Raw genomic sequence first — 18,021 nt, forward strand, 5'->3', positions numbered from 1 at the left:
GAAGCCGACGCGACGGCCCGGTGCCCCTCGGCGGCCGGCCGGACCTCACCAGGGGATCTCGCCGGCGTCCTCGAAGTAGCCGCCGGTCGGGCCGCCGTCGGGCAGGGTGGCGAGCCGGACCGCGATCGCCGCGCCCTGCTCCGGGGTACGCGTACCCCGGAATTTGTTCAGGTCGGTCGCGACGAAGCCCGGGCAGGCCAGGTTGATCAGGATGCCGGTGTCGCGCAACTCCTTGGCGTACTGGACGGTGACGGCGTTGAGCATCGTCTTCGACGGCGAGTAGGCGGCGGAGAGCGGGCCGGTGTCGCGCTCGTCGAGGGAGCCGGCCTGCCGGGTCAGCGAGCCGACGCCGCTGGACATGTTCACGATCCGGGGCGACGCCGAGCGGCGCAGCAGCGGCAGCATCGCGTTGGTGACCCGCAGCACGCCGATCACGTTGGTCTCCACGGCCGTCCGCACGGCGGCGAGGTCGACGGTGGTGGGCTGCTGCGGCATGCCGCCGGTCACGCCGGCGTTGTTGACCAGGGCGTCGAGGCGGCCGGCGCGCTCGCTCACCAGCGTCGCGGCGGCGGTCACGCTCGCGTCGTCGGTGACGTCCAGCGGTACGCCGAACGCGTCCACGCCGGCCGCCCGCAGCTTCGCCACGGCGGTCTCCCGGCGCTGCTCGTCGCGCGCGCCGACGCCCACGGTCCAGCCGAGCGCGCCCAGGCCCGCCGCGATCTCGTACCCGATTCCCTTGTTCGCGCCGGTGACCAGCGCGATCTTCGCTTCGTTCATGTGGTCGATCCTGTCCGGGCCCGGCGGGGGCGGCCAACACCGTCTGGGTGGGCAGCGATACCCGCAGGGTATCGCCGCGCGGGTACGGTGGCGGGATGGAGACCCGGGAGCTGCGCTACTTCGTCGCGGTCGCCGAGGAGCTGCACTTCGGGCGGGCCGCGAACCGGCTGGGGATGGCCCAGCCGCCGCTGTCCCGGGCGATCCGCCAGCTCGAACGGCGCCTCGGTGTCACCCTGCTCGACCGCAGCCCGCGCGCCGTGACGCTGACCCCGGCCGGGTCGGTGCTGCTGCGCGAGGGGCGGGCGGCCCTCGACGCGGTCGACGCCGCCGGCCGGCGTACCCGTCGGGCTGCCCGGGCCGGCACCGGCGAGCCGGGCCTGGTGCTGGTGGTGAAGGCCGGCGCCGGTGGCGAGCTGCTGCCGAGACTGCTCGACGCGTACGCCGCCGAACCGGATGCGGTCGACGTGGAGGTGCTGCTCTGCGGGATCGGCGAGCAGGGGCAGCTGCTGCGCGACGGCCGGGCCGACGTGGCGCTGCTGCACCGGCCGTACGACTCGCTGGCCGGGCTCGACACCGAGGAACTCTGCACCGAGGCACAGGTCGTGGTCCTGCCGGCCGGGCACCCGCTCGCCGGCCGGGCCGAACTGTCGCTCGCCGAGGCCCGCGCGCTGCCCGGCCTGCCGCTGCCGCGCTGGCCCCGCCCCGACGGCAGCTACCCCGACGGCCCCGGCCCGGAGGTCCGGGACCACGCGCAGCTCTACCAGCTGATCGCGCTGGGCCGCGCGGCGGCGGTGCTGCCGATGTCCTGCCGGGTCCAGCTGCGCCCCGACCTCACCACCGTGCCGGTGCCGGACGCCCCCACGGTGACCACGGTGATCGCCTGGCCGCCGCAGAGCCGGTCCCGGGCCGTCGCCGGCCTGGTCCGCGCCGCCACCCGCCGCTGACCCGGCTCAGTCGGTGGTGGCGCGGCGGCGCTGCTCGCGTACCTTCATCGCGTGTTCGAGGAGGGTGACCAGCACCTCCTTGGCCGAGTCCCGCTGCCGCGCGTCGCAGAGCACCACCGGCACGTCCGGGTCGAGGTCGAGCGCCGCCTGGACCTCGTCCAGCCGGTAGTGCTTGGCCCCCTCGAAGCAGTTGACCGCCACCACGAACGGGGTGCCCCGCCCCTCGAAGTAGTCGATCGACGGGAAGCAGTCGGCGAGCCGGCGGGTGTCGGCGAGCACCACCGCGCCGATGGCACCGAGCGCCAGTTCGTCCCAGACGAACCAGAACCGGTCCTGCCCGGGGGTGCCGAACAGGTAGAGCACCAGGTCGTCGCTGAGGGTGATCCGGCCGAAGTCCATCGCCACCGTGGTGGTGGTCTTGTCCTCGATCCCGGAGAGGTCGTCGACCCCGATCCCGGTCTCGGTCAACACCTCCTCGGTGCGCAGCGGCCGGCTCTCGCTGACCGCGCCGACCAGCGTGGTCTTGCCCACGCCGAACCCGCCGGCGATCAGGATCTTGATCGCCGTGGGCAGCGGAGCCGCCCCCGCCGGCCGCTCAGAGCGCCCGTAGTCCATTGATTACCGCCTCGAAAACGCTGTCGTCGGGAATGCCGGCGGGGGTCGCGCGCGGCTCACGGACCTGCACCAGGCTGCGGGCCACCAGGTCGCCGAGGAGGACCCGGACGGTCCCCACCGGCAGGTCGAGGTGCGCGGCGATCTCGGCCACGGACTGGATCCGCTGGCAGAGACCGACGATCGCCACGTGCTCCGGGCCGAGCCCGGACTCCGACCCCACCTCCGGCCGGGTCGAGGTGACCAGGGAGATCAGGTCGAACGTGCCGGTCACCGGGCGGGCCCGGCCACCGGTCACCGCGTACGGGCGCACCACCGGGCCCGCGTGGTCGTCCACCCACTCGTCGTCCACGGGCACCCCCTGGCCGGTCATCGCGTCGGGATCTCGCCGAGGGACTGTTCGCGGGAGGGCGTGGCGACGAATCGTCCGACCCGGGTGACCAGCATCGCCATCTCGTAGGCGATCAGTCCGACGTCCGCGTCCTCGGCGGCAAGCACCGCCAGGCAGGCGTTGCGCCCGGCCGCGGTGACGAAGAGGAAGGACGACTGCATCTCGATGATGGTCTGCTGCACCTGGCCGCCGCCGAAGCGCTTGCCCGCGCCCCGGGCCAGGCTCTGGATGCCGGCCGCCATCGCCGCCAGGTGCTCGCCGTCGTCCCGGCTCAACCCGCGTGACGCGGCCATCAGCAGGCCGTCGGTGGTGAGCGCCACGGCGTGTTCCGCCTGCTTGACCCGGCCGACCAGGTCGTCCAGCAACCACGTCAGGTCACCGCTCGAAGCCGTCTTCTGCACCACTCGTCGTCCCTTTCCCCGGCGGGTTGTCGCCGTGTTCGTCCGGAATCCGCCCCCGCGGCTCCCGTCAGGTCTCCTGCCCGTCCCCGGCACCGGACTCCCCGCCGGTACCGTGCGCGCCCCCGAGCAGGCGCGCCGCGTCCGTGCGACCCCGGCGGGTGCCGCTCTGGTAGGAGCTCATCATCCGTCGTACCTGCTCCGGTGCGCGTACCGTGTCCTCCGCCGCCGGAGCGTCCGGAGTGGACGCCTCGGGGCGCAGCTCCGGCACCAGGCTCGCCTGACGGACCCGGACCGGCAGTCCGGAGTCGGTCCGCGTCGCCGCGTCGCCGGCCGCCGGGTCCGCCTCGGCGGTGGCCGGCGCCTCGGCCGGCCCGGCCGGAGCCGACTCGGCCGGCTCGGCGGTGGCCGGCCGCTTGCGGGTACGCGCCGGCAGGCCGGACGGGGTGACCCGCGGGTGCTCCGCCGCCGGGGCCGGGGACGCCTCGACGGCGTCCCCGGGCTGCTCGTCGGTGTCCGGGACCCGGGCGGGCTCGACCGCGGCTCCGGCCGACGCCCCCACCGGGGCGGCCGGCAGCGCGGCGCCGGTGCCCGTCCCCGCCGAGGTGGACCGACCGGTCGAATTCTCGGTGACCAGGTCCGGCGGGATCAGCACCACCGCCGTGGTGCCGCCGTACGCGGACTCCTTGAGCTGCACCTTGACGCCGTGCCGCTCGGTCAGCCGGCTGACCACGTACAGGCCGAGCCGGGCGGCGTCGGCGAGGTTCAGCTCGGACCGGTCCACGATCCGGTGGTTGGCCGCGGCCAACTCCTCCCCGGTCATGCCGAGGCCCCGGTCCTCGATCTCGATGGCGAAGCCGTTCGCGACCAGCTGGCCGCGCACCTCGACGGTGGTGTGCGGCGGCGAGAACGAGAGCCCGTTCTCGATCAGCTCGGCCAGCAGGTGGATGACGTCACCGACGGCCCGGCCGGCCAGCGACACCGGGCCCAGCGGCAGCACGTTGACCCGGGTGTAGTCCTCGACCTCGGCCACCGCGCCCCGGACCACGTCCACCATCGGCACGTTGCGCCGCCAGGAGCGGCCCGGCGTGGAGCCGGAGAGGACGATCAGGTTCTCCGCGTTGCGGCGCATCCGGGTGGCCAGGTGGTCGACGCGGAACAGGTCCTCCAGCTCCTCCGCGTCGTGTTCCCGGCGTTCCATCGCGTCGAGCAGGGTGAGCTGGCGGTGCACCAGCGCCTGGGTACGCCGGGCCAGGCTGAGGAAGACCTCCCGGACGCTGCGGCGCAGCTCGGCCTGCTCGACGGCGGTCCGGACGGCGGTCTCCTGCACGGCGTTGAACGCCCGGCCGACCTGGCCGATCTCGTCGTCGCCGAACTGCAGCGGGGGTGCCTCCCGGGCGACGTCGACCTCCTCGCCGTGGCCGAGGCGTTCCACCACGCCGGGCAGCCGTTCGGTGGCGAGCCGGTTGGCGGCGTCACGCAGCCGTTGGAGCTGGGCGAGCAGGGTACGCGCGGTGGTGATGGAGACGACGATGGAGGCGATGACCGCCAGCAGGCCCAGACCGGCGGCCAGCACCAGCCGGACGATCACCAGCGCGGCGACCGGCTTCGCCCGGGCCACCACGTCGTCACCGCTCTGCAGCACCATCTTCTGCAGGTCGGTGAGGGCGGACGCGGCGACCCGGTTCCAGTCCGGCTCGGTCACCGCGAGCCGGGCCTCCCGCCGGTCCGCCGACATGACCCGGTCCTCCAGCCGGCGCAGCTCCGCGACGGCGTCGCCGGACAGCACCTGGTCCAACCGGGCCCGGTCGGCGGGGCGCAACTGGGTCAGGATCCGTTGCGCGATCACCCGCTGCGCGGACGCGAGCTGGGTGAAGCGGATCTGTTCGTCGGGGGTGATCCGACCGGCGGCGAGCGCGCCGGCCAGCAGGGCGTCCTCCTGCGAGATCAGTTCCCGCACCCGGTACAGCTCGATCAGGTTGCGGGTGTCCGCCTGGATCTCCGGGTCGTCGAGGCTGCCGACGGTGTCGTAGAGCTGGAAGAGCGAGTCGACGACCGCCGCGTACGAACCGGCGGTGCTGGCCCGGTCCAGGGTCCGGTCGTCGATGGACCGCCGGATGTCGCCCAGACCGTCCAGTGCGGAGACCGTCGCGTCGACGTGCCGCTCGGCGTCGGCGTCGCTGGCCGTCCTGGCCCGCCAGCTCCGGGCGGTCCGCTTGAACCTGGTCGCGTCCTCGTCGACGCTGCGGCGGGCGGCCTCCAGCGCGTCGCGCCGGGCCGGTGTGGGCTCACCCAGGTACGCGACCGCGAGGCGTCGTTCCACCTGCAACTCGAGCAGCAGCGGCTCGCTGGGCGAGACGATCTGGTCGTCGACCGTCTGCACCCCGAGCAGGTTGACTCCCTCCCGCAGGGTCACCCAGGCGGCGAACGACCAGAGGGCCACGAGCGAGGCGAGAAGCACAGTGACCTTGGTGCGCAGATGTGTGCCGCGAGGCCTCATCAGACCGTCCCATGCCGGACATCGGTACTTGCCGGCAGGCCGTGCCGGGACAAGCGGTGGTGAAGCGGACCGGGGAACGCTAGCAGTTGTCGAACTGTCGGCTCAAGGCCGCGCGACGCCGCCCGACCCGTACCCGCAAGGCTGTCAGCGGGGCTCCTGCGTCGTGGTCGCGTCACCCCGGGACCGCCAGCGACAACGGTTCCGCCGGGGCGTGCCGGGCCGCCAGATGGCGGGCCGCGAGCACCGCCGCCGCCACGATCGACGCCGGCCGGTAGAGGTCCTTGTCGTGCCAGAGGGCCGGCCCGTCGGCGTCGCCCGTGACGGTCAGCCGGGCGTCCCCCCGACGGATCGCCGCGACCACCTCCGGCCGCCGGTCACCGGCGGCCGAGAGGATCTGCATCGCGTACGCGGTCTCCTCCGCGGTGCCCTCCCAGCGGCCCCAGGAGCCGTCGGCGCGTTGGGTGGCCAGCACCCAGTCGACGGCGCGCGCCAGCGCGTTGGCCACCGGCTCGGTGGGGCCGGACTCGGTCAGGGCGAGGACACAGCAGACGGTCGCGTAGTACGGGGAGGCGTGCCAGCGGTCCCGCCAACTGCCGTCCGCCCGCTGCCGGTCGACGAGCGCCGAGACGATCCGCCGGGCCGCCGCCCGGTGCCGCGACGCCACCCCGCCCCGGGCCCGGACGTGCTGGCCCAACGCATCCAGGACGTGGGCGTTGGTGGTGACGGAGAAGCCGTCCTCGCCGGGCCAGGTGCAGAAGCCGTCGACGGTCTCGTACCGCCACAGGCAGTCCGGGTCGGTGGGCACGCCGAGCCGGGCGAGGGCGTACAGGGCGACCGACGAGGTGTCGGCGTCCGGCGGGAGGCCCGGCCCGGCCGGCGTACCGGCGGGGCCGAGGTGCGCGGTGAGGCCGTCCACCAGCCCCGCCGACCGGGGTACGGGCAGGCCGGCCCGGGCCAGGGTGGCCACCACCCAGGCGTGTTCGAAGACGGTGATCGGCGCCGCGCAGGGCACCGGGCCACCGTGCCGCCCGATGACGGCCGCGAGCAGGGCACGGGTGTCGGGGTGGTCCTGCCCCGGGCCCAGCCACACCGCGGTCGCCGCCGGCGAGGCGCCGACGAGGGCCACGCCGGCCGGCCGGCCGACACCGGCACGCCCGGCCACCGGACCGGCGATCTCCAGCGCGTGCAGCATCTTCTCCGGCACCGGGCCACCGACCGCCACCGCCTGCCGGACCGCCGCCAGCCGCCGGCCGTCCAGCCCCGGTGGCAGCCCGAGGCGGGGGCGGGCATGCCAGTGCCGCAGTCCGGCCGGGAGGTCGGGCCGGGACAGGTGGTCGTTGATCGAGGCGATCAGCGCCGGCACGAGCAGGTCGACGGCGGGAGTGTCCGGGATCGGCGTCCCGGCGGTCAGCCGGCGCCGCAGCGCGCACAGGCCCCGGTCGGCGGCCCGGACCAGCACCGGGCTCCGCGAGCCGGCCTGCAGGACGGCGAGCAGGGCTTCGGTGGCGCTCGCGGTCGGCACCAGCGCGTACCCCTCCGGTGGACCCCACCCGCCGTCGGCCCGCTGGCCGGCCAGCAGATGACGTACCCGCTCGGCGTGCCCGGGCAGCCAGGGGGACGAGGAGACCAGCCGCGCGGTCTCGTAGAGGGACGGGGAGACCTGCCCGACCGGGTCGCGCAGCATCGCCTCGATCAGGTGGGCGGCCGCGTCGGCGGGGCTGCCGTCGTCAGCGCTCAACGCTGCCCCAGAAGTCGGTGCCGTGGTAGAAGCCGCTGGTGAAGCCGAGCATCCGGGTCAGGTACGCGGCCTCGCGGGGGCAGTCGGCGGCCAGGGTGTCGAGCAGCGTGTGGCAGTCGGCCGTTCGCTGCGCGACCTGCCGGGTGATCTCGTCCCGGTCGACGCCGAGCAGCAGGGCGTTGAGGTCTCCGGAGCCGCGGTCCCGCTCCTCGCTGGCGAGGTCGTTGACCAGGCGCACCACCTGCTGCGCCGCGCGGCTCGCGGCGACCAGCTCGGGCAGGTGCGCGATCGTGCGCTCGTCGCCGGTGGCGATCCAGTGCGAGACGTTGACCCAGGTGGCGCCGTAGTTGTCGGCGTTGTCGAGGTACTCGGCGAAGCCGGGCGGCCCGGTCTCGCGCCACCGCCACTCGCGCAGCTCGGCGGCGAGCATCCGGCGCAGCTCGTCGCGCCACAGCGCCCGGGTCGACGGGAAGGCCGCCACGGTGGACAGCTCGGCGCGGATCTCGGCGAGGAACTGCCCCAGCTCGTCGTCGGCGGCCGGGACGCCCCCGTCCGCCACCTCCAGGCTGGCCGACACGATCGCCGAGACCGCGTCGACACCCGTGGCGACGGAGTCGACCTGCCAGTCCTCGGCGGTCACCCAGAGGGACGCCCGGTTGGCGGTACGGAGCTGCCCGGCGGTGCACCAGGGCGCGATGAACGCGGTGGACATCGCCAGCGCGCCCAGCATCGCCCCGTCGATCGGCGGATCCGGGAACAGGCCGGGCCAGCGCGCGACGCAGCGTTGCAGGTCCCGGTGCCCGCGTGCGGCGAGCGCGCAGATCCGCCCCTGCTCGGCGGCGGATCCGCCGGTCGGGTCAGCGGACGCCACGGGCGGGCTCCGGCCGGCGGGTGGACGGCGACACCCGGCGTACGGTCAGCCGCACCGCGCGGGCCGGCCGCAGCGACGTGGCGACCCGTGGGTCGGGGACGCGCGGGTCGGCGAGGGTGAAGCGGAACCGGCTCAGCAGGGTGGCCACGATCAGCACGGCCTCCAGGGTGAACAGGTGCTCGCCCAGGCAGCGGTGCATCCCCGCGCCGAACGGGTAGTAGGCGTAGCGGTGCCGGCCGTCGGCGCCCGCCCGGCCCGGGGCGAACCGGTCGGGGTCGAACGACTCCGCCGTCTCCCCCCACCAGCGGGGCATCCGGTGGGTGACGTACGGGGACAGGATGACCGTGGCGCCCTTGGGGATCCGGACGCCACCGAGCACGTCGTCGGCGGCGGCGCGACGCGGCAGGATCCACCCCGCCGGGTACAGGCGCAGCAGCTCGTCGAGGACCGACCTGGTGTAGACGAGGTCGGGCAGGTGCTCGGCGCGGACCGGCCCACCGGCCACCACGCGGTCGATCTCGTCGTACAGCCGGTCGGCCACCTCGGGCTGCCCGGCCAGCACCGGCCAGAGCCAGGTGAGCGCGACGTAGCTGGTCTCGGTGCTCACGCCCACCATCGCGACCAGGTCGTCGCGCAGCTGCTTCTCGCCCAGCGGCCGGCCGTCGGCGGTGCGCGCCCGGGCCAGCGTGGAGAGCACGTCGTCGCCGGCACCGGGGTCGCGCAGCGCCGCGCGCAGCACCGGGAGCAGGATGTCGTCGATGGCCTGCACGGCGGCGTGGAAGCGGCGGTCGCCGGGCACCGGGAACCACCAGGGCAGGAACGGCACCAGCAGCCGGGGCGCCATCGCGGTGACGACGGTCTCCTGCGCCGCCATGATGCGCAGCGCGTCGTCGACCGGGATGCGGTCGGCGAAGAACAGCCGCATGATCGAGGCACAGACGATCCGGGAGAGCTCGTGGCCGATGTCCACGGTGGTGCCCGCGTCCGCCACCGCGTCGAGCGCGTCGACGGCGGTGCCGATCGAGTCGGCCATGGCGTCCACCATGGCCTCGACGCGGGTCGGCCGGAACAGCGGCGCCAGGGTGCGTCGGCTCGCGGCCCACACCTCCCCCTCGGCGAGGATGCCGTCGCCGACCAGCTTGCGTACCGAGCGCCAGAGGGCGGTGTCGTCGCCGCGCGGATAGGTGGCGGCCCGATCCTGGAGCACCTCCTGCACGTGCGCGGGATCCGTGACGAGATACGGCCGGGAGACGCCCAGGCCGATCCGGACGACCTCGCCCCCGGACCAGTTGCCCGCCTCGACGAGGGCCCGGTGGGTGTCCCGGACGACGGCCGGGAGCGCCCGCCGGGCGGGCATCGTCCTGGCCCGGGCGCCGGTCGCGCCGCTAGACATCCCGCTGCTCCACGGACCCTCCTCCGCCCGGCGGCCGGACCCCGCTGATCCGTCACTCGCCCTGGGCGCCGTTAAGTGTCGGCTGCGCAACCACCTCGACGCAATGCGTGATCGTCGCAGGATGCGTCGCCGGTGTCGGGGGTGGACGGCTGTCGCACCGCTCAGGCCGGCCGCCGGGGCACGGTCGGACCGCGACGGCAGCAGCACCGCGGGCGGTAGCGGTCAGCCCGACAGGTCGCGCAGGTAGCGCCGCTCCGCGCCGACCTGCTGGTAGCCCAGCCGCCGGTTGATCGCGAGCATCGCCTCGTTGCCGGCGTCGTTCGTGGTCAACGCGTACCGGAAGCCGGCCCGCCGGGCCGCGTGCAGGGCGGCGAGCTTGACCAGCCGGCCCAGCCCGGCGCCACGGTGCTCCGGGCGGGTGCCGGTCATCCCCGACTGGTAGCCGTCCCGGCCGTCGGTCAGGGCGACGCTGAACGCCGCCACCACCCCGTCCACCACGGCCAGCGTGGTGAGCCGGCGGTCCAGGTCCGGACGCTCCCAGTAGGTGGCCAGCCAGTCGGTGAAGGCGAGCTCGTCCATCCCCACGTCGCCGGGCTCGTCGGCGGCGGCCGCGCAGTCCGCCTCGTACAACGGGTACGGGTCGGTCAGGTCGGCCGCCGTGACGAGATCCACCCCGGGCGAGGCGGGCAGCGCCGGCAGCGTCGCCGTGCTCAGGTCCAGCCGCAGGTGCAGGGCCCGTCGCCCCGGCCGGTAGCCGCGCCGCTCGGCGAAGCCGACCGCCACCGGGTCGTCGGCCACCTTGGCGTACGCGGTGACCACCCCCAGCCCGGCGAGGCGCTCCTCGGCGGCGGCGAGCAGTGCGCCGCCCGCGCCCCGACCCCGGTACCGCGGGAGGACGCCGAGGTTGAGGAAGCCCAGCCCCGGCTCGGCGCTCTCGAAGAGCAACCCGGTCCGCGCGACCCCGAGCAGCGCACCGGTCTCCGGGTCCTCGGCGAGCAGCAGCGCGTACCGCTCGGCGGCCGGCGCGGCGCTCGCCTGCCACCCGATCAGCTCCGCCGTGACCAGGTGGTGCGGGGCGGCGGTGCACAGCACCTCGGCCACCGCCGGGGCGTCGGCGGCCCGGAACGGCCGGACGGCGATCGACATGCCGGGCAAGGTACCCGCGACGCGCTCCCCCGGCGACCCCGTCCCGCCGTCGGGCCGGGTCCGCGCCGAAGCCGCCCCGGCAGCGCGGGGCGGAACCCGGGCGCGTGCCCGCGCCCTGTGCCAAGCTTCGGACATGGACGACACGACCATCCTGAACCGGATCACCGAACTGGTCGACGAGGAGCACCGGTTGCGCGCGGCCGCGCAGGCGCACGAGGCCGGCACCGACGACGAGGCCAAGGAGCGGCTGCGGGCGCTGGAGGAGTCCCTGGACCAGTGCTGGGACCTGCTGCGCCGCCGGCGGGCCGCCCGCCAGGCGCACGGCGACCCGGACGCCCAGGGTGAGCGCCCCCTCTCCGAGGTCGAGCGCTACCTCCAGTGACGCCCGCCGGCGGCGGCAGGCGGGCGGGGTCCGTCGTGGACCCGGGCCGCCTGCTCGCCACCGGTCAGCGGATCCCCGCCTCCCGCAACAGCAGCTCGGTCAGCTCGACCGGGTCGGTGCGGGTCGCGGGCAGCCCCCGCGCGGTGAACCAGGCGCCGACCACCCGGACGTCCCGGCCCAGGAACTCCGGCCCCTGCGGGTTCGCCACCACGTCCACCACCTGCGGCAGGTCGATCATGACCAGCCGACCGGCGTGCACCAGCAGGTTGTACGGCGACAGGTCACCGTGGGCGTACCCGGCCCGGGCCAGCACCACCAGCGCGTCGACCAGCTGGTCCCACAGGTCCCGCAGCTCGGTGTCGTCGGGGCGCAGCTGGGCCAGCCGGGGGGCGGCCTGCCCCTCGGCGGCGTCCCCGACGAACTCCAGCATCAGCTCGGTGCCGAGCAGCTGCACCGGATAGGGCACGGCGATCCGCCCGGAGGCGGCACCGATCTCCCAGAGCCGGGCCAGCGCGCCGAACTCGGCCGCCGCCCACTGCCCGGCGATCATCTGCCGGCCGAACGCGGTCCGCCCGGCCATCGCCCGGTTCTCCCGGGACCGGCGTACCCGGCGTCCCTCGAGGTAGCCGGCATCGCGGTGGAAGAGCCGGTGCTGGGCGTCCCGGTACCGCTTGGCGGCCAGCAGGCAGGACCGGTCGGTCCCCGGTACGCCCCGGCGGACGAGGTGGACGTCCGCCTCCTTGCCGGTCTTCAGCACCCCCAGCTCGGTGTCCCGGGCGGCCAGTTCGGTGACCAGCCAGTCGGGATGCGGCTCGGGCCCGTGTACGGCCTGGTCCCAGGAGGACCAGGGGTCCCCGGGCTCGGGCTCGTCGTCGGGTTCGGTCAGGACCGGCTCGGGGTGCCGGCCCCGCTTCAGGAAGTGGGGCTCGTCGTCGTCGAAGCGGCTCTTGCCGCGGCCACGGCGCTGCGGCGCCGCGAAGTCCTCGTCACGCACAGGTGGGTTGATCCTTTGATCGAGGCTGGTGAGGGCAGGTGGAGCGACCCTGCAAAGACGGCCATGACCGACCTCCCTTCCTCGACCGGGCCCCGCCCGGCTGCGCCCCTGCGCGGCACCATGCTGACCGGCGCGACCGGGCCGGGCAACCGAATTACCGGCCCGCCGGGCCGACACGCCGCCGGACACCACCGTGATCAACCGGCACCCCACCGGGCGTCGCCACGATCAGCCGGCCAGCACCGCCGCGACCGCCGCGATCAGCCCGTCCACGGTCCGGGTCGGCGCGAACCGGGCGTCCGACCAGGGCCGGCCCCGGTGCAGCCACACACTGGGCAGCCCGACGGCGGTCGCCCCACCGATGTCGGCCTCCGGGCTGTCCCCGACCACCCAGGCGCCCCGCAGCGGCATCCGGACCCGCTGGGCGGCGAGCGCGAAGATCCTCGGGTTGGGCTTGCTGACCCCGGCCTCCTCGGAGATCACCCAGTCGGCCACGTAGCGGTCCAGCCCGGTGCCGCGGATCTTCGCCTCCTGCTGGCGTACCACGCCGTTGGTGACCACCACCGGCACCCAGCCGGCGTCGTCGGCGATCCGCAGCGCGCAGGCGACCAGCGGATCGAGCCGGGTGTTCGCCACCACCCCGTCGTGCAGCTCCTCGACCAGGTCGATGGAGGGGATCCGCAGCGCGTACCGGTCCCGGATGGCGTCCGCGACGTCCCACCGGTCGGTCAGCCCGTCCGCGTCCACGGAGAGCAACCAGTCGATGTCGGCCGGTGGCGCGCCGATGCCCGCCAGGAAGCGTTCACCCCAGGCGCGGAACGGCCCCTCGCGGTCGAGCAGGGTGTTGTCCAGGTCGACGAGGAGCAACGGCACTCGGGCACCTTACGGGACCGGGACCGGCCGCCGACAGGGCCGTGGGGCCCCTGCCGTCCGTCAGCCGACCAGCGTCGTTCGGGGGAGGCCCGGCTCGGTCAGCCGGTCGGCGAGCATCGAGTGCGCGGCGCGGGTCGCCGCCAGCGCGGCCGGGTCGAGCGTGGCCACCAGCACGTCCTCCCCGCTGTCCGCGCCCCGCACCAGGGGCCGGCCCTGCGGGTCGTAGACGGCGGCGCCGCCGTTGAACCGCCACGGGTCGGCGCCGTCGACGGCGTTGGCGAAGACCACGTACATGGTGTTGTCCAGGGCCCGGGCGGCGTAGTAGAGGTCGCGCCGGTGCGCCGAGCCGGCCAGGTAGCCGCTCGGGCAGAGGTAGCCGTGCGCGCCGTCCAGGGCGGCGGCGCGGCCGTGCTCGGGGAAGCAGCCGTCGTAGCAGATGCCGAGGCCGAACCGCCAGTCGTCGACGACCAGGGTGGCGCCGCGCCGGCCCGGGTCGAACAGCTCCCGCTCGCCGCTCCACAACTGCTGCTTGTCGTACGCCGCGCGGACCGCGCCGGACCGGTCGACGACCAGGGAGGAGATGGTGCGCCGCCCGTCGGGGTGGCGGACCGCCGCGCCGACCACCACGGTCGTCCCGCCGTCGCGGGCGGCGGCGCGCAGCGGGTCCAGCCGGGCATCGGCGACCCGGCCGTCGGCGCTGGCGGCGACGTCGGTGCCCACGGGGTCGGCGGCCAGGGCCGGCGGATGGTACGCCGGCAGGTACAGCTCCGGCAGCACCACGATCCGGGCGCCCTCGGCGCGGCCGACCAGTGCCGCGGCGCGGACGGCGTTGCCGGCGACGTCGCCCGGGACGGGGGTGCCCTGCACGGCGGCAACGGTCAGCGGGTGGGCGGGAAGCGGGACGGCCTGGCTCACGCCGCCGATGGTAGCCGCAGCGCGCCGCCACGAACGATCACGGACAAGCACATCCCAAGCCGTACGTACGGTTTGCACGGGCCGGGGTGACCTGCGACGATCGGTGCGTGCCCAGAGTAAGCCAGGACCAGCTCGACGCGCGTCGGCAGGAGATCCTCGCCGCCGCGCGGGCGTGTTTCGCCCGGCACGGATACGAGGGCGCGACCGTGCGCCGCCTGGAGGAGGCCACCGGCCTGTCCCGGGGCGCCATCTTCCACCACTTCCGCGACAAGGACTCGCTCTTCCTCGCGGTCGCCGAGGACGACGCCGCCGCCATGGTGGAGACCGTCGCCCGCAACGGCCTGGTGCAGGTGATGCGGGACCTGCTCGCCCGGGCGGTCTCCCCGGACACCACCGGCTGGCTCGGCAGCCAGCTGGAGGTCTCCCGCCGGCTGCGTACCGACCCCGCGTTCGCCAAGCGGTGGGCGGAGCGCTCGGCGGCCATCGCGGAGGCGACCCGCGAGCGCCTGCTGCGCCAGCGCGAGGCCGGCGTGCTCCGCGACGACGTGCCGATCGACGTGCTCGCCCAGTTCCTCGAACTGGCCTACGACGGCCTGGTGCTGCACCTGGCGATGGGCCGGCCCGCCGGCGACCTCGGCCGGGTGCTGGACCTGGTCGAGGAGGCCGTCCGCCGGCACTGACCGGCGCCGCCCCGGCGGCCGGTCTCGGTCCGGTAACTGCGCGCACCGGCCGGATCGGCACTGGCGGGGCTGCTCCACAATGAGCCGCGATCCCCCTCGCGACAGGAGCAGCACATGACCGTCCTCGCGGGCGACACCTGGGGCGTCCCCGGCCCCGTCTTTCTGCGCTGGTACCTGCTGGCCGCGGCCGTGCTGGTCGTCGGCACCCTGATCCACCGGCTCACCGTCCTGAGCGGCACCGACGCCGGCACCGGTGCCGGCCCGCTCGGGCCGCAGCAGGTCGCGTACCTCAACGGCGGTGACCAGCTCGCCGTCTGGACGTCGCTCGGCGGCCTGCGCCGCGCCGGTCTGGTCGATGTGGGTCCAGACCGGCGGCTGGCTGCCGCCGGGCCGTTGCCGACCGCGGCCACCCCGCTCGACCAGGCCGTCGTCAGGGCCGCCGAGCGCCGCCCACACGTGCGGGAGCTGCGCCAGGACGAGTGGGTGGCGCGCGCCCTCGACCAGCTGCGCCAAGGGCTCGAACAGCGTGGGCTGGCGCTGGCGAAGGAGCGGCGGACCGCCCTGCGACGCGGGCCGCTGCTGATCGCCGCGCTCGTCGCACTCGGCGTGGTCCGCGCCTTCGTCGGCCTGTCGAACGGCCGACCGGCCGGCTTCCTGCTGCTCACGATGGTCCCGCTCTTCATCGCGTTCCTGCTGCTCAACCGGGTGCCGTGGCGGACCCGGGCGGCCGACCGGGCGCTGCGCGAGCTACGCCGCCAGCACACCTGGCTGCGCCCGTCGGCCGCGCCGGCGTACGCCACCTACGGCCCCTCGGACGCCGCGATGGGAGTCGCCCTCTTCGGCACCGCCACCATCTGGGCGATGGACCCCGGCTTCGCCGAGCAGGCCGAGATCCAGCGCCAGGCGCTGGGCACCGGCGGCAGCGGTTCCTCCGGCAGCTCGTGCGGCGGCGGCAGCTCGTGCAGCAGCGGCAGCTCGTGCGGCGGGGGCAGCTCCTGCGGGGGTGGCGGCTGCGGCGGCGGCGGGTGCGGCGGATGACCGGCACCGGTCCGGCGACCGCCGGCCCCGCCACCGTCGGCGGGCCGGTGGGCCGGGCCGCCCGCACCGCCATCGGCGCGCCGGCCGGGCCGGCCGTCGGCAGCACCACCGGCGTGGCGGCCGGGCCGGCCGGGGTCGGCATCGGCTGGCGGCCGGAGATCGCCCGCTTCGTGGCCGATCTCCCGGGGCTGCGCTTCGTCGAGGTGGTCGCGGAGACGGTCGCCCCACACGGCCCGCTCCCCGACGGGCTGGCCGAGCTGCGCGGGCGCGGCGTCACCGTCGTACCCCACGGCGTGAAGCTCTCCCTCGGCGGCGCGGAACCGGTCGAGCCGGCCCGGGTGGCGCACCTGGCCGGGGTCGCGGCGGCGGTGGACGCGCCGCTGGTCAGCGAGCACATCGCCTTCGTCCGGGCCGGGGGCGTCGAGGCCGGTCACCTGCTCCCGCTGCCGCGCAGTCGGGAGGCGGTCGCCGCGGTGGTGGCGAACGTGCGACGGGCCCAGGCGGAGCTGCCGGTGCCGCTGGCGCTGGAGCCGATCGCCGCGCTCTTCGACTGGCCGGACGACGAGCTGGACGAGGCCGACTTCCTCACCGAGATCCTCGACGCCACCGGCGCGCTGCTCCTGCTCGACGTGGCCAACGTGCACGCCAACGCCCGCAACCGGGGCGGCGACCCGCTCGCCCTGCTGGACCGGCTGCCGCTGGACCGGGTCGCCTACGTCCACGTGGCCGGCGGCGCGGAGCAGGGCGGTTTCTACCACGACACGCACACCGACCCGGTCCCCGCCGAGGTGCTCGACCTGGTCGGCGAGCTGTGCGCCCGGCACCGGCCCCCGGCGCTGCTGCTGGAACGCGACGGCCACTACCCGCCCGCCGCCGAGCTGCGCGCCGAGCTGGACGCGCTCGCCGCCGCCGGCCGGTACCCGGTGGTGACATGACCGGCGGCAGCCTGGCGGCCCGGCAGGCGGAGCTGGTCGCCGCCCTGGTGGCGGGCGGTCCGCTCCCGCCCGGGTTCGCCCCGGCGCCGGTCGAGGCGGCCCGCCGGGCGTTGCTGCGCAAGCGGGCCGGCGACGTGGCCCGGCACTGGCCGCTGCTCGCCGCCGGCCTCGGCGCCGACTGGCCGGCCACCTTCGCGGGATGGGCGGCCGGCCGGCCCACCAACGGATCGCTGCGCGACGGCTGGGACCTGGCCCGCGAGCTGCGCGGGCGCGGCGCGCTGCCGCCGCTGGGCGCCGAGGAGCTGGCCAGCCGGGAGGCCACCACCCGCTACGACGGCCGCACCCCACCCCGGGCCCGCCGGCTGCCGGCTCTCACCCGGGCCGGCGGTGCCGTCGTGCTCCAGCTCGCCGGTCGGGTACGCCTGCTCCGCCCGGCCCGCCGCTGAGCCGGCTGCCGGCCCTCCCGGGTGCTGAGCCGGCTGGCGGGGCCCTCCCGGGTACGGCAGGATCGGCGGTATGGATCTCGGACTCGCCGACCGGGTGTACGTGCTGACCGGCGCCTCCCGTGGGCTCGGCCTCGCCACCGCCCGGCACCTCGTCGCCGACGGTGCCCGCGTGGTGCTCTCCGCCCGCGCCCCGGAGCGGGTCGCCGAGGCGGTCGAGGCGCTCGGCGGACCGCAGCGGGCGATCGGGCTGACCGCCGACCTGACCGACCCCGGCACGCCGGAACGGCTGATCGCGGCGGCCCGGGAGCAGTTCGGCCGGCTCGACGGGGCGCTGATCTCGGTGGGCGGGCCACCCCGGGGCACCGCCGCGCAGGTCACCGACGCGCAGTGGCGCGAATCCTTCGAGACGGTCTTCCTCGGCAGCGTCCGGGCCGCCCGTACGGTGGCCGCCGCGCTCACCGAGGGCGGCGCGATCGGGCTGGTCCTGTCCACCTCGACCCGGGGCCCGGTCCCCGGCCTGGGCATCTCCAACGGGCTGCGCCCCGGCCTGGCCGGGGTCGCCAAGGACATGGCCGACGAGTACGGCCCGCGCGGCGTACGCGTGCTCAGCCTGCTGCCCGGACGGATCATGACCGACCGGAACAAGGAACTCTTCGCGGCCACCGGCGACCCGGAGCGGGCCCGACAGGAGGCGGAGGCGGCGATCCCGCTGGGCCGGGTCGGCGACCCGGACGAGTTCGGCCGGGTGGCCGCCTTCCTGCTCTCCCCCGCCGCGAGCTACCTGACCGGGGTGACCGTGCCGGTCGACGGCGGCGCCCTGCGCGGCCTGTGACCCCGCCCGGCCCCCCGCGCGGGGATGCCTCCTCCAGCGGCGCGGACCGGCGGCGACCCGCGCGCGCTGTCACCGCCGCCGACCTTCCCGCCAACGCGACCCGACCGGATCCGGCCCGCGCCGACGCCCCCACCGCCGGCCCGGCCCGGCGCTGTC

General features: G+C 75.9%; 18 protein-coding genes and 1 pseudogene. 7 read left to right on the plus strand and 12 right to left on the minus strand.

Going from position 1 to position 18,021, the window contains the following annotated elements; all coding sequences use genetic code 11:
• Window positions 1-45: 45 nt before the first annotated feature.
• Window positions 46-777 (minus strand): SDR family oxidoreductase, encoded by a 732-nt coding sequence (locus GA0070611_RS12780; RefSeq protein WP_091663187.1) that lies wholly within the window; start codon window positions 775-777, stop codon window positions 46-48.
• Between the two features lie 95 nt (window positions 778-872).
• On the opposite strand from GA0070611_RS12780, the gene GA0070611_RS12785 reads away from it, so the two are divergent.
• Window positions 873-1,721, plus strand: coding sequence for a LysR family transcriptional regulator (locus GA0070611_RS12785; protein ID WP_091663192.1), 849 nt, complete (start codon window positions 873-875; stop codon window positions 1,719-1,721).
• 6 nt (window positions 1,722-1,727) lie between these two features.
• Here GA0070611_RS12785 and GA0070611_RS12790 read toward each other — a convergent pair whose 3' ends face one another.
• From GA0070611_RS12790 to GA0070611_RS12825, 8 genes and pseudogenes are all read right to left on the minus strand, one after another.
• Complete coding sequence (locus GA0070611_RS12790; RefSeq protein ID WP_091663196.1) at window positions 1,728-2,336, minus strand: GTP-binding protein; 609 nt, start codon at window positions 2,334-2,336, stop codon at window positions 1,728-1,730.
• Complete coding sequence (locus GA0070611_RS12795) at window positions 2,317-2,706, minus strand: DUF742 domain-containing protein (RefSeq protein WP_091663199.1); 390 nt, start codon at window positions 2,704-2,706, stop codon at window positions 2,317-2,319. Before GA0070611_RS12795 ends, GA0070611_RS12790 begins: the two co-directional genes overlap by 20 nt.
• Window positions 2,703-3,128, minus strand: a complete 426-nt coding sequence (locus GA0070611_RS12800) for a roadblock/LC7 domain-containing protein (protein ID WP_091663204.1) — start codon at window positions 3,126-3,128, stop codon at window positions 2,703-2,705. Before GA0070611_RS12800 ends, GA0070611_RS12795 begins: the two co-directional genes overlap by 4 nt.
• A 64-nt stretch (window positions 3,129-3,192) precedes the next feature.
• Window positions 3,193-5,622, minus strand: a complete 2,430-nt coding sequence (locus GA0070611_RS12805) for a sensor histidine kinase (protein ID WP_091663208.1) — start codon at window positions 5,620-5,622, stop codon at window positions 3,193-3,195.
• Between the two features lie 172 nt (window positions 5,623-5,794).
• A complete protein-coding gene (locus tag GA0070611_RS12810; RefSeq protein WP_231921440.1) occupies window positions 5,795-7,360 on the minus strand; it encodes a prenyltransferase/squalene oxidase repeat-containing protein in 1,566 nt (521 codons plus the stop codon).
• A gap of 187 nt (window positions 7,361-7,547) precedes the next feature.
• Window positions 7,548-8,090 (minus strand): annotated as a pseudogene (locus GA0070611_RS32500) (terpene synthase family protein); the annotation flags it as partial.
• 127 nt (window positions 8,091-8,217) lie between these two features.
• Window positions 8,218-9,588, minus strand: coding sequence for a cytochrome P450 (locus tag GA0070611_RS12820; protein WP_091663215.1), 1,371 nt, complete (start codon window positions 9,586-9,588; stop codon window positions 8,218-8,220).
• Window positions 9,589-9,846: 258 nt separating this feature from the next.
• The gene (locus GA0070611_RS12825) at window positions 9,847-10,770 is read right to left on the minus strand and encodes a GNAT family N-acetyltransferase (RefSeq protein WP_091663219.1); all 924 of its coding nucleotides are present in this window, start codon (window positions 10,768-10,770) and stop codon (window positions 9,847-9,849) included.
• Between the two features lie 133 nt (window positions 10,771-10,903).
• On the opposite strand from GA0070611_RS12825, the gene GA0070611_RS12830 reads away from it, so the two are divergent.
• Window positions 10,904-11,152, plus strand: a complete 249-nt coding sequence (locus GA0070611_RS12830; protein ID WP_091672844.1) for a DUF2630 family protein — start codon at window positions 10,904-10,906, stop codon at window positions 11,150-11,152.
• Between the two features lie 64 nt (window positions 11,153-11,216).
• Here GA0070611_RS12830 and GA0070611_RS12835 read toward each other — a convergent pair whose 3' ends face one another.
• From GA0070611_RS12835 to GA0070611_RS12845, 3 genes are all read right to left on the minus strand, one after another.
• The gene (locus tag GA0070611_RS12835; RefSeq protein ID WP_091663224.1) at window positions 11,217-12,146 is read right to left on the minus strand and encodes a serine protein kinase RIO; all 930 of its coding nucleotides are present in this window, start codon (window positions 12,144-12,146) and stop codon (window positions 11,217-11,219) included.
• A gap of 228 nt (window positions 12,147-12,374) precedes the next feature.
• On the minus strand, window positions 12,375-13,019 hold the full coding sequence (locus GA0070611_RS12840; protein WP_091663227.1) for an HAD family hydrolase: 645 nt from the start codon (window positions 13,017-13,019) through the stop codon (window positions 12,375-12,377).
• Between the two features lie 60 nt (window positions 13,020-13,079).
• Window positions 13,080-13,934 (minus strand): carbon-nitrogen hydrolase family protein, encoded by an 855-nt coding sequence (locus tag GA0070611_RS12845; RefSeq protein WP_091663230.1) that lies wholly within the window; start codon window positions 13,932-13,934, stop codon window positions 13,080-13,082.
• Between the two features lie 107 nt (window positions 13,935-14,041).
• Here GA0070611_RS12845 and GA0070611_RS12850 point away from each other — a divergent pair, with 107 nt between their 5' ends.
• The 5 genes from GA0070611_RS12850 (at window position 14,042) to GA0070611_RS12870 (ending at window position 17,865) form a co-directional block, all read left to right on the plus strand.
• Window positions 14,042-14,614, plus strand: a complete 573-nt coding sequence (locus tag GA0070611_RS12850) for a TetR/AcrR family transcriptional regulator (protein WP_091663233.1) — start codon at window positions 14,042-14,044, stop codon at window positions 14,612-14,614.
• 114 nt (window positions 14,615-14,728) lie between these two features.
• Window positions 14,729-15,652, plus strand: a complete 924-nt coding sequence (locus GA0070611_RS12855; protein WP_091663236.1) for a TIGR04222 domain-containing membrane protein — start codon at window positions 14,729-14,731, stop codon at window positions 15,650-15,652.
• Complete coding sequence (locus GA0070611_RS12860; RefSeq protein ID WP_231921441.1) at window positions 15,649-16,587, plus strand: DUF692 domain-containing protein; 939 nt, start codon at window positions 15,649-15,651, stop codon at window positions 16,585-16,587. Before GA0070611_RS12855 ends, GA0070611_RS12860 begins: the two co-directional genes overlap by 4 nt.
• Entirely contained in the window at window positions 16,584-17,033 is a 450-nt protein-coding gene (locus GA0070611_RS12865) for a hypothetical protein (RefSeq protein ID WP_091663240.1), read from the plus strand. Before GA0070611_RS12860 ends, GA0070611_RS12865 begins: the two co-directional genes overlap by 4 nt.
• 70 nt (window positions 17,034-17,103) lie before the next feature.
• The gene (locus tag GA0070611_RS12870; protein ID WP_091663245.1) at window positions 17,104-17,865 is read left to right on the plus strand and encodes an SDR family oxidoreductase; all 762 of its coding nucleotides are present in this window, start codon (window positions 17,104-17,106) and stop codon (window positions 17,863-17,865) included.
• Window positions 17,866-18,021: the final 156 nt, after the last annotated feature.

Source organism: Micromonospora auratinigra (assembly GCF_900089595.1).
Classification (GTDB): Bacteria; Actinomycetota; Actinomycetes; order Mycobacteriales; family Micromonosporaceae; genus Micromonospora; species Micromonospora auratinigra.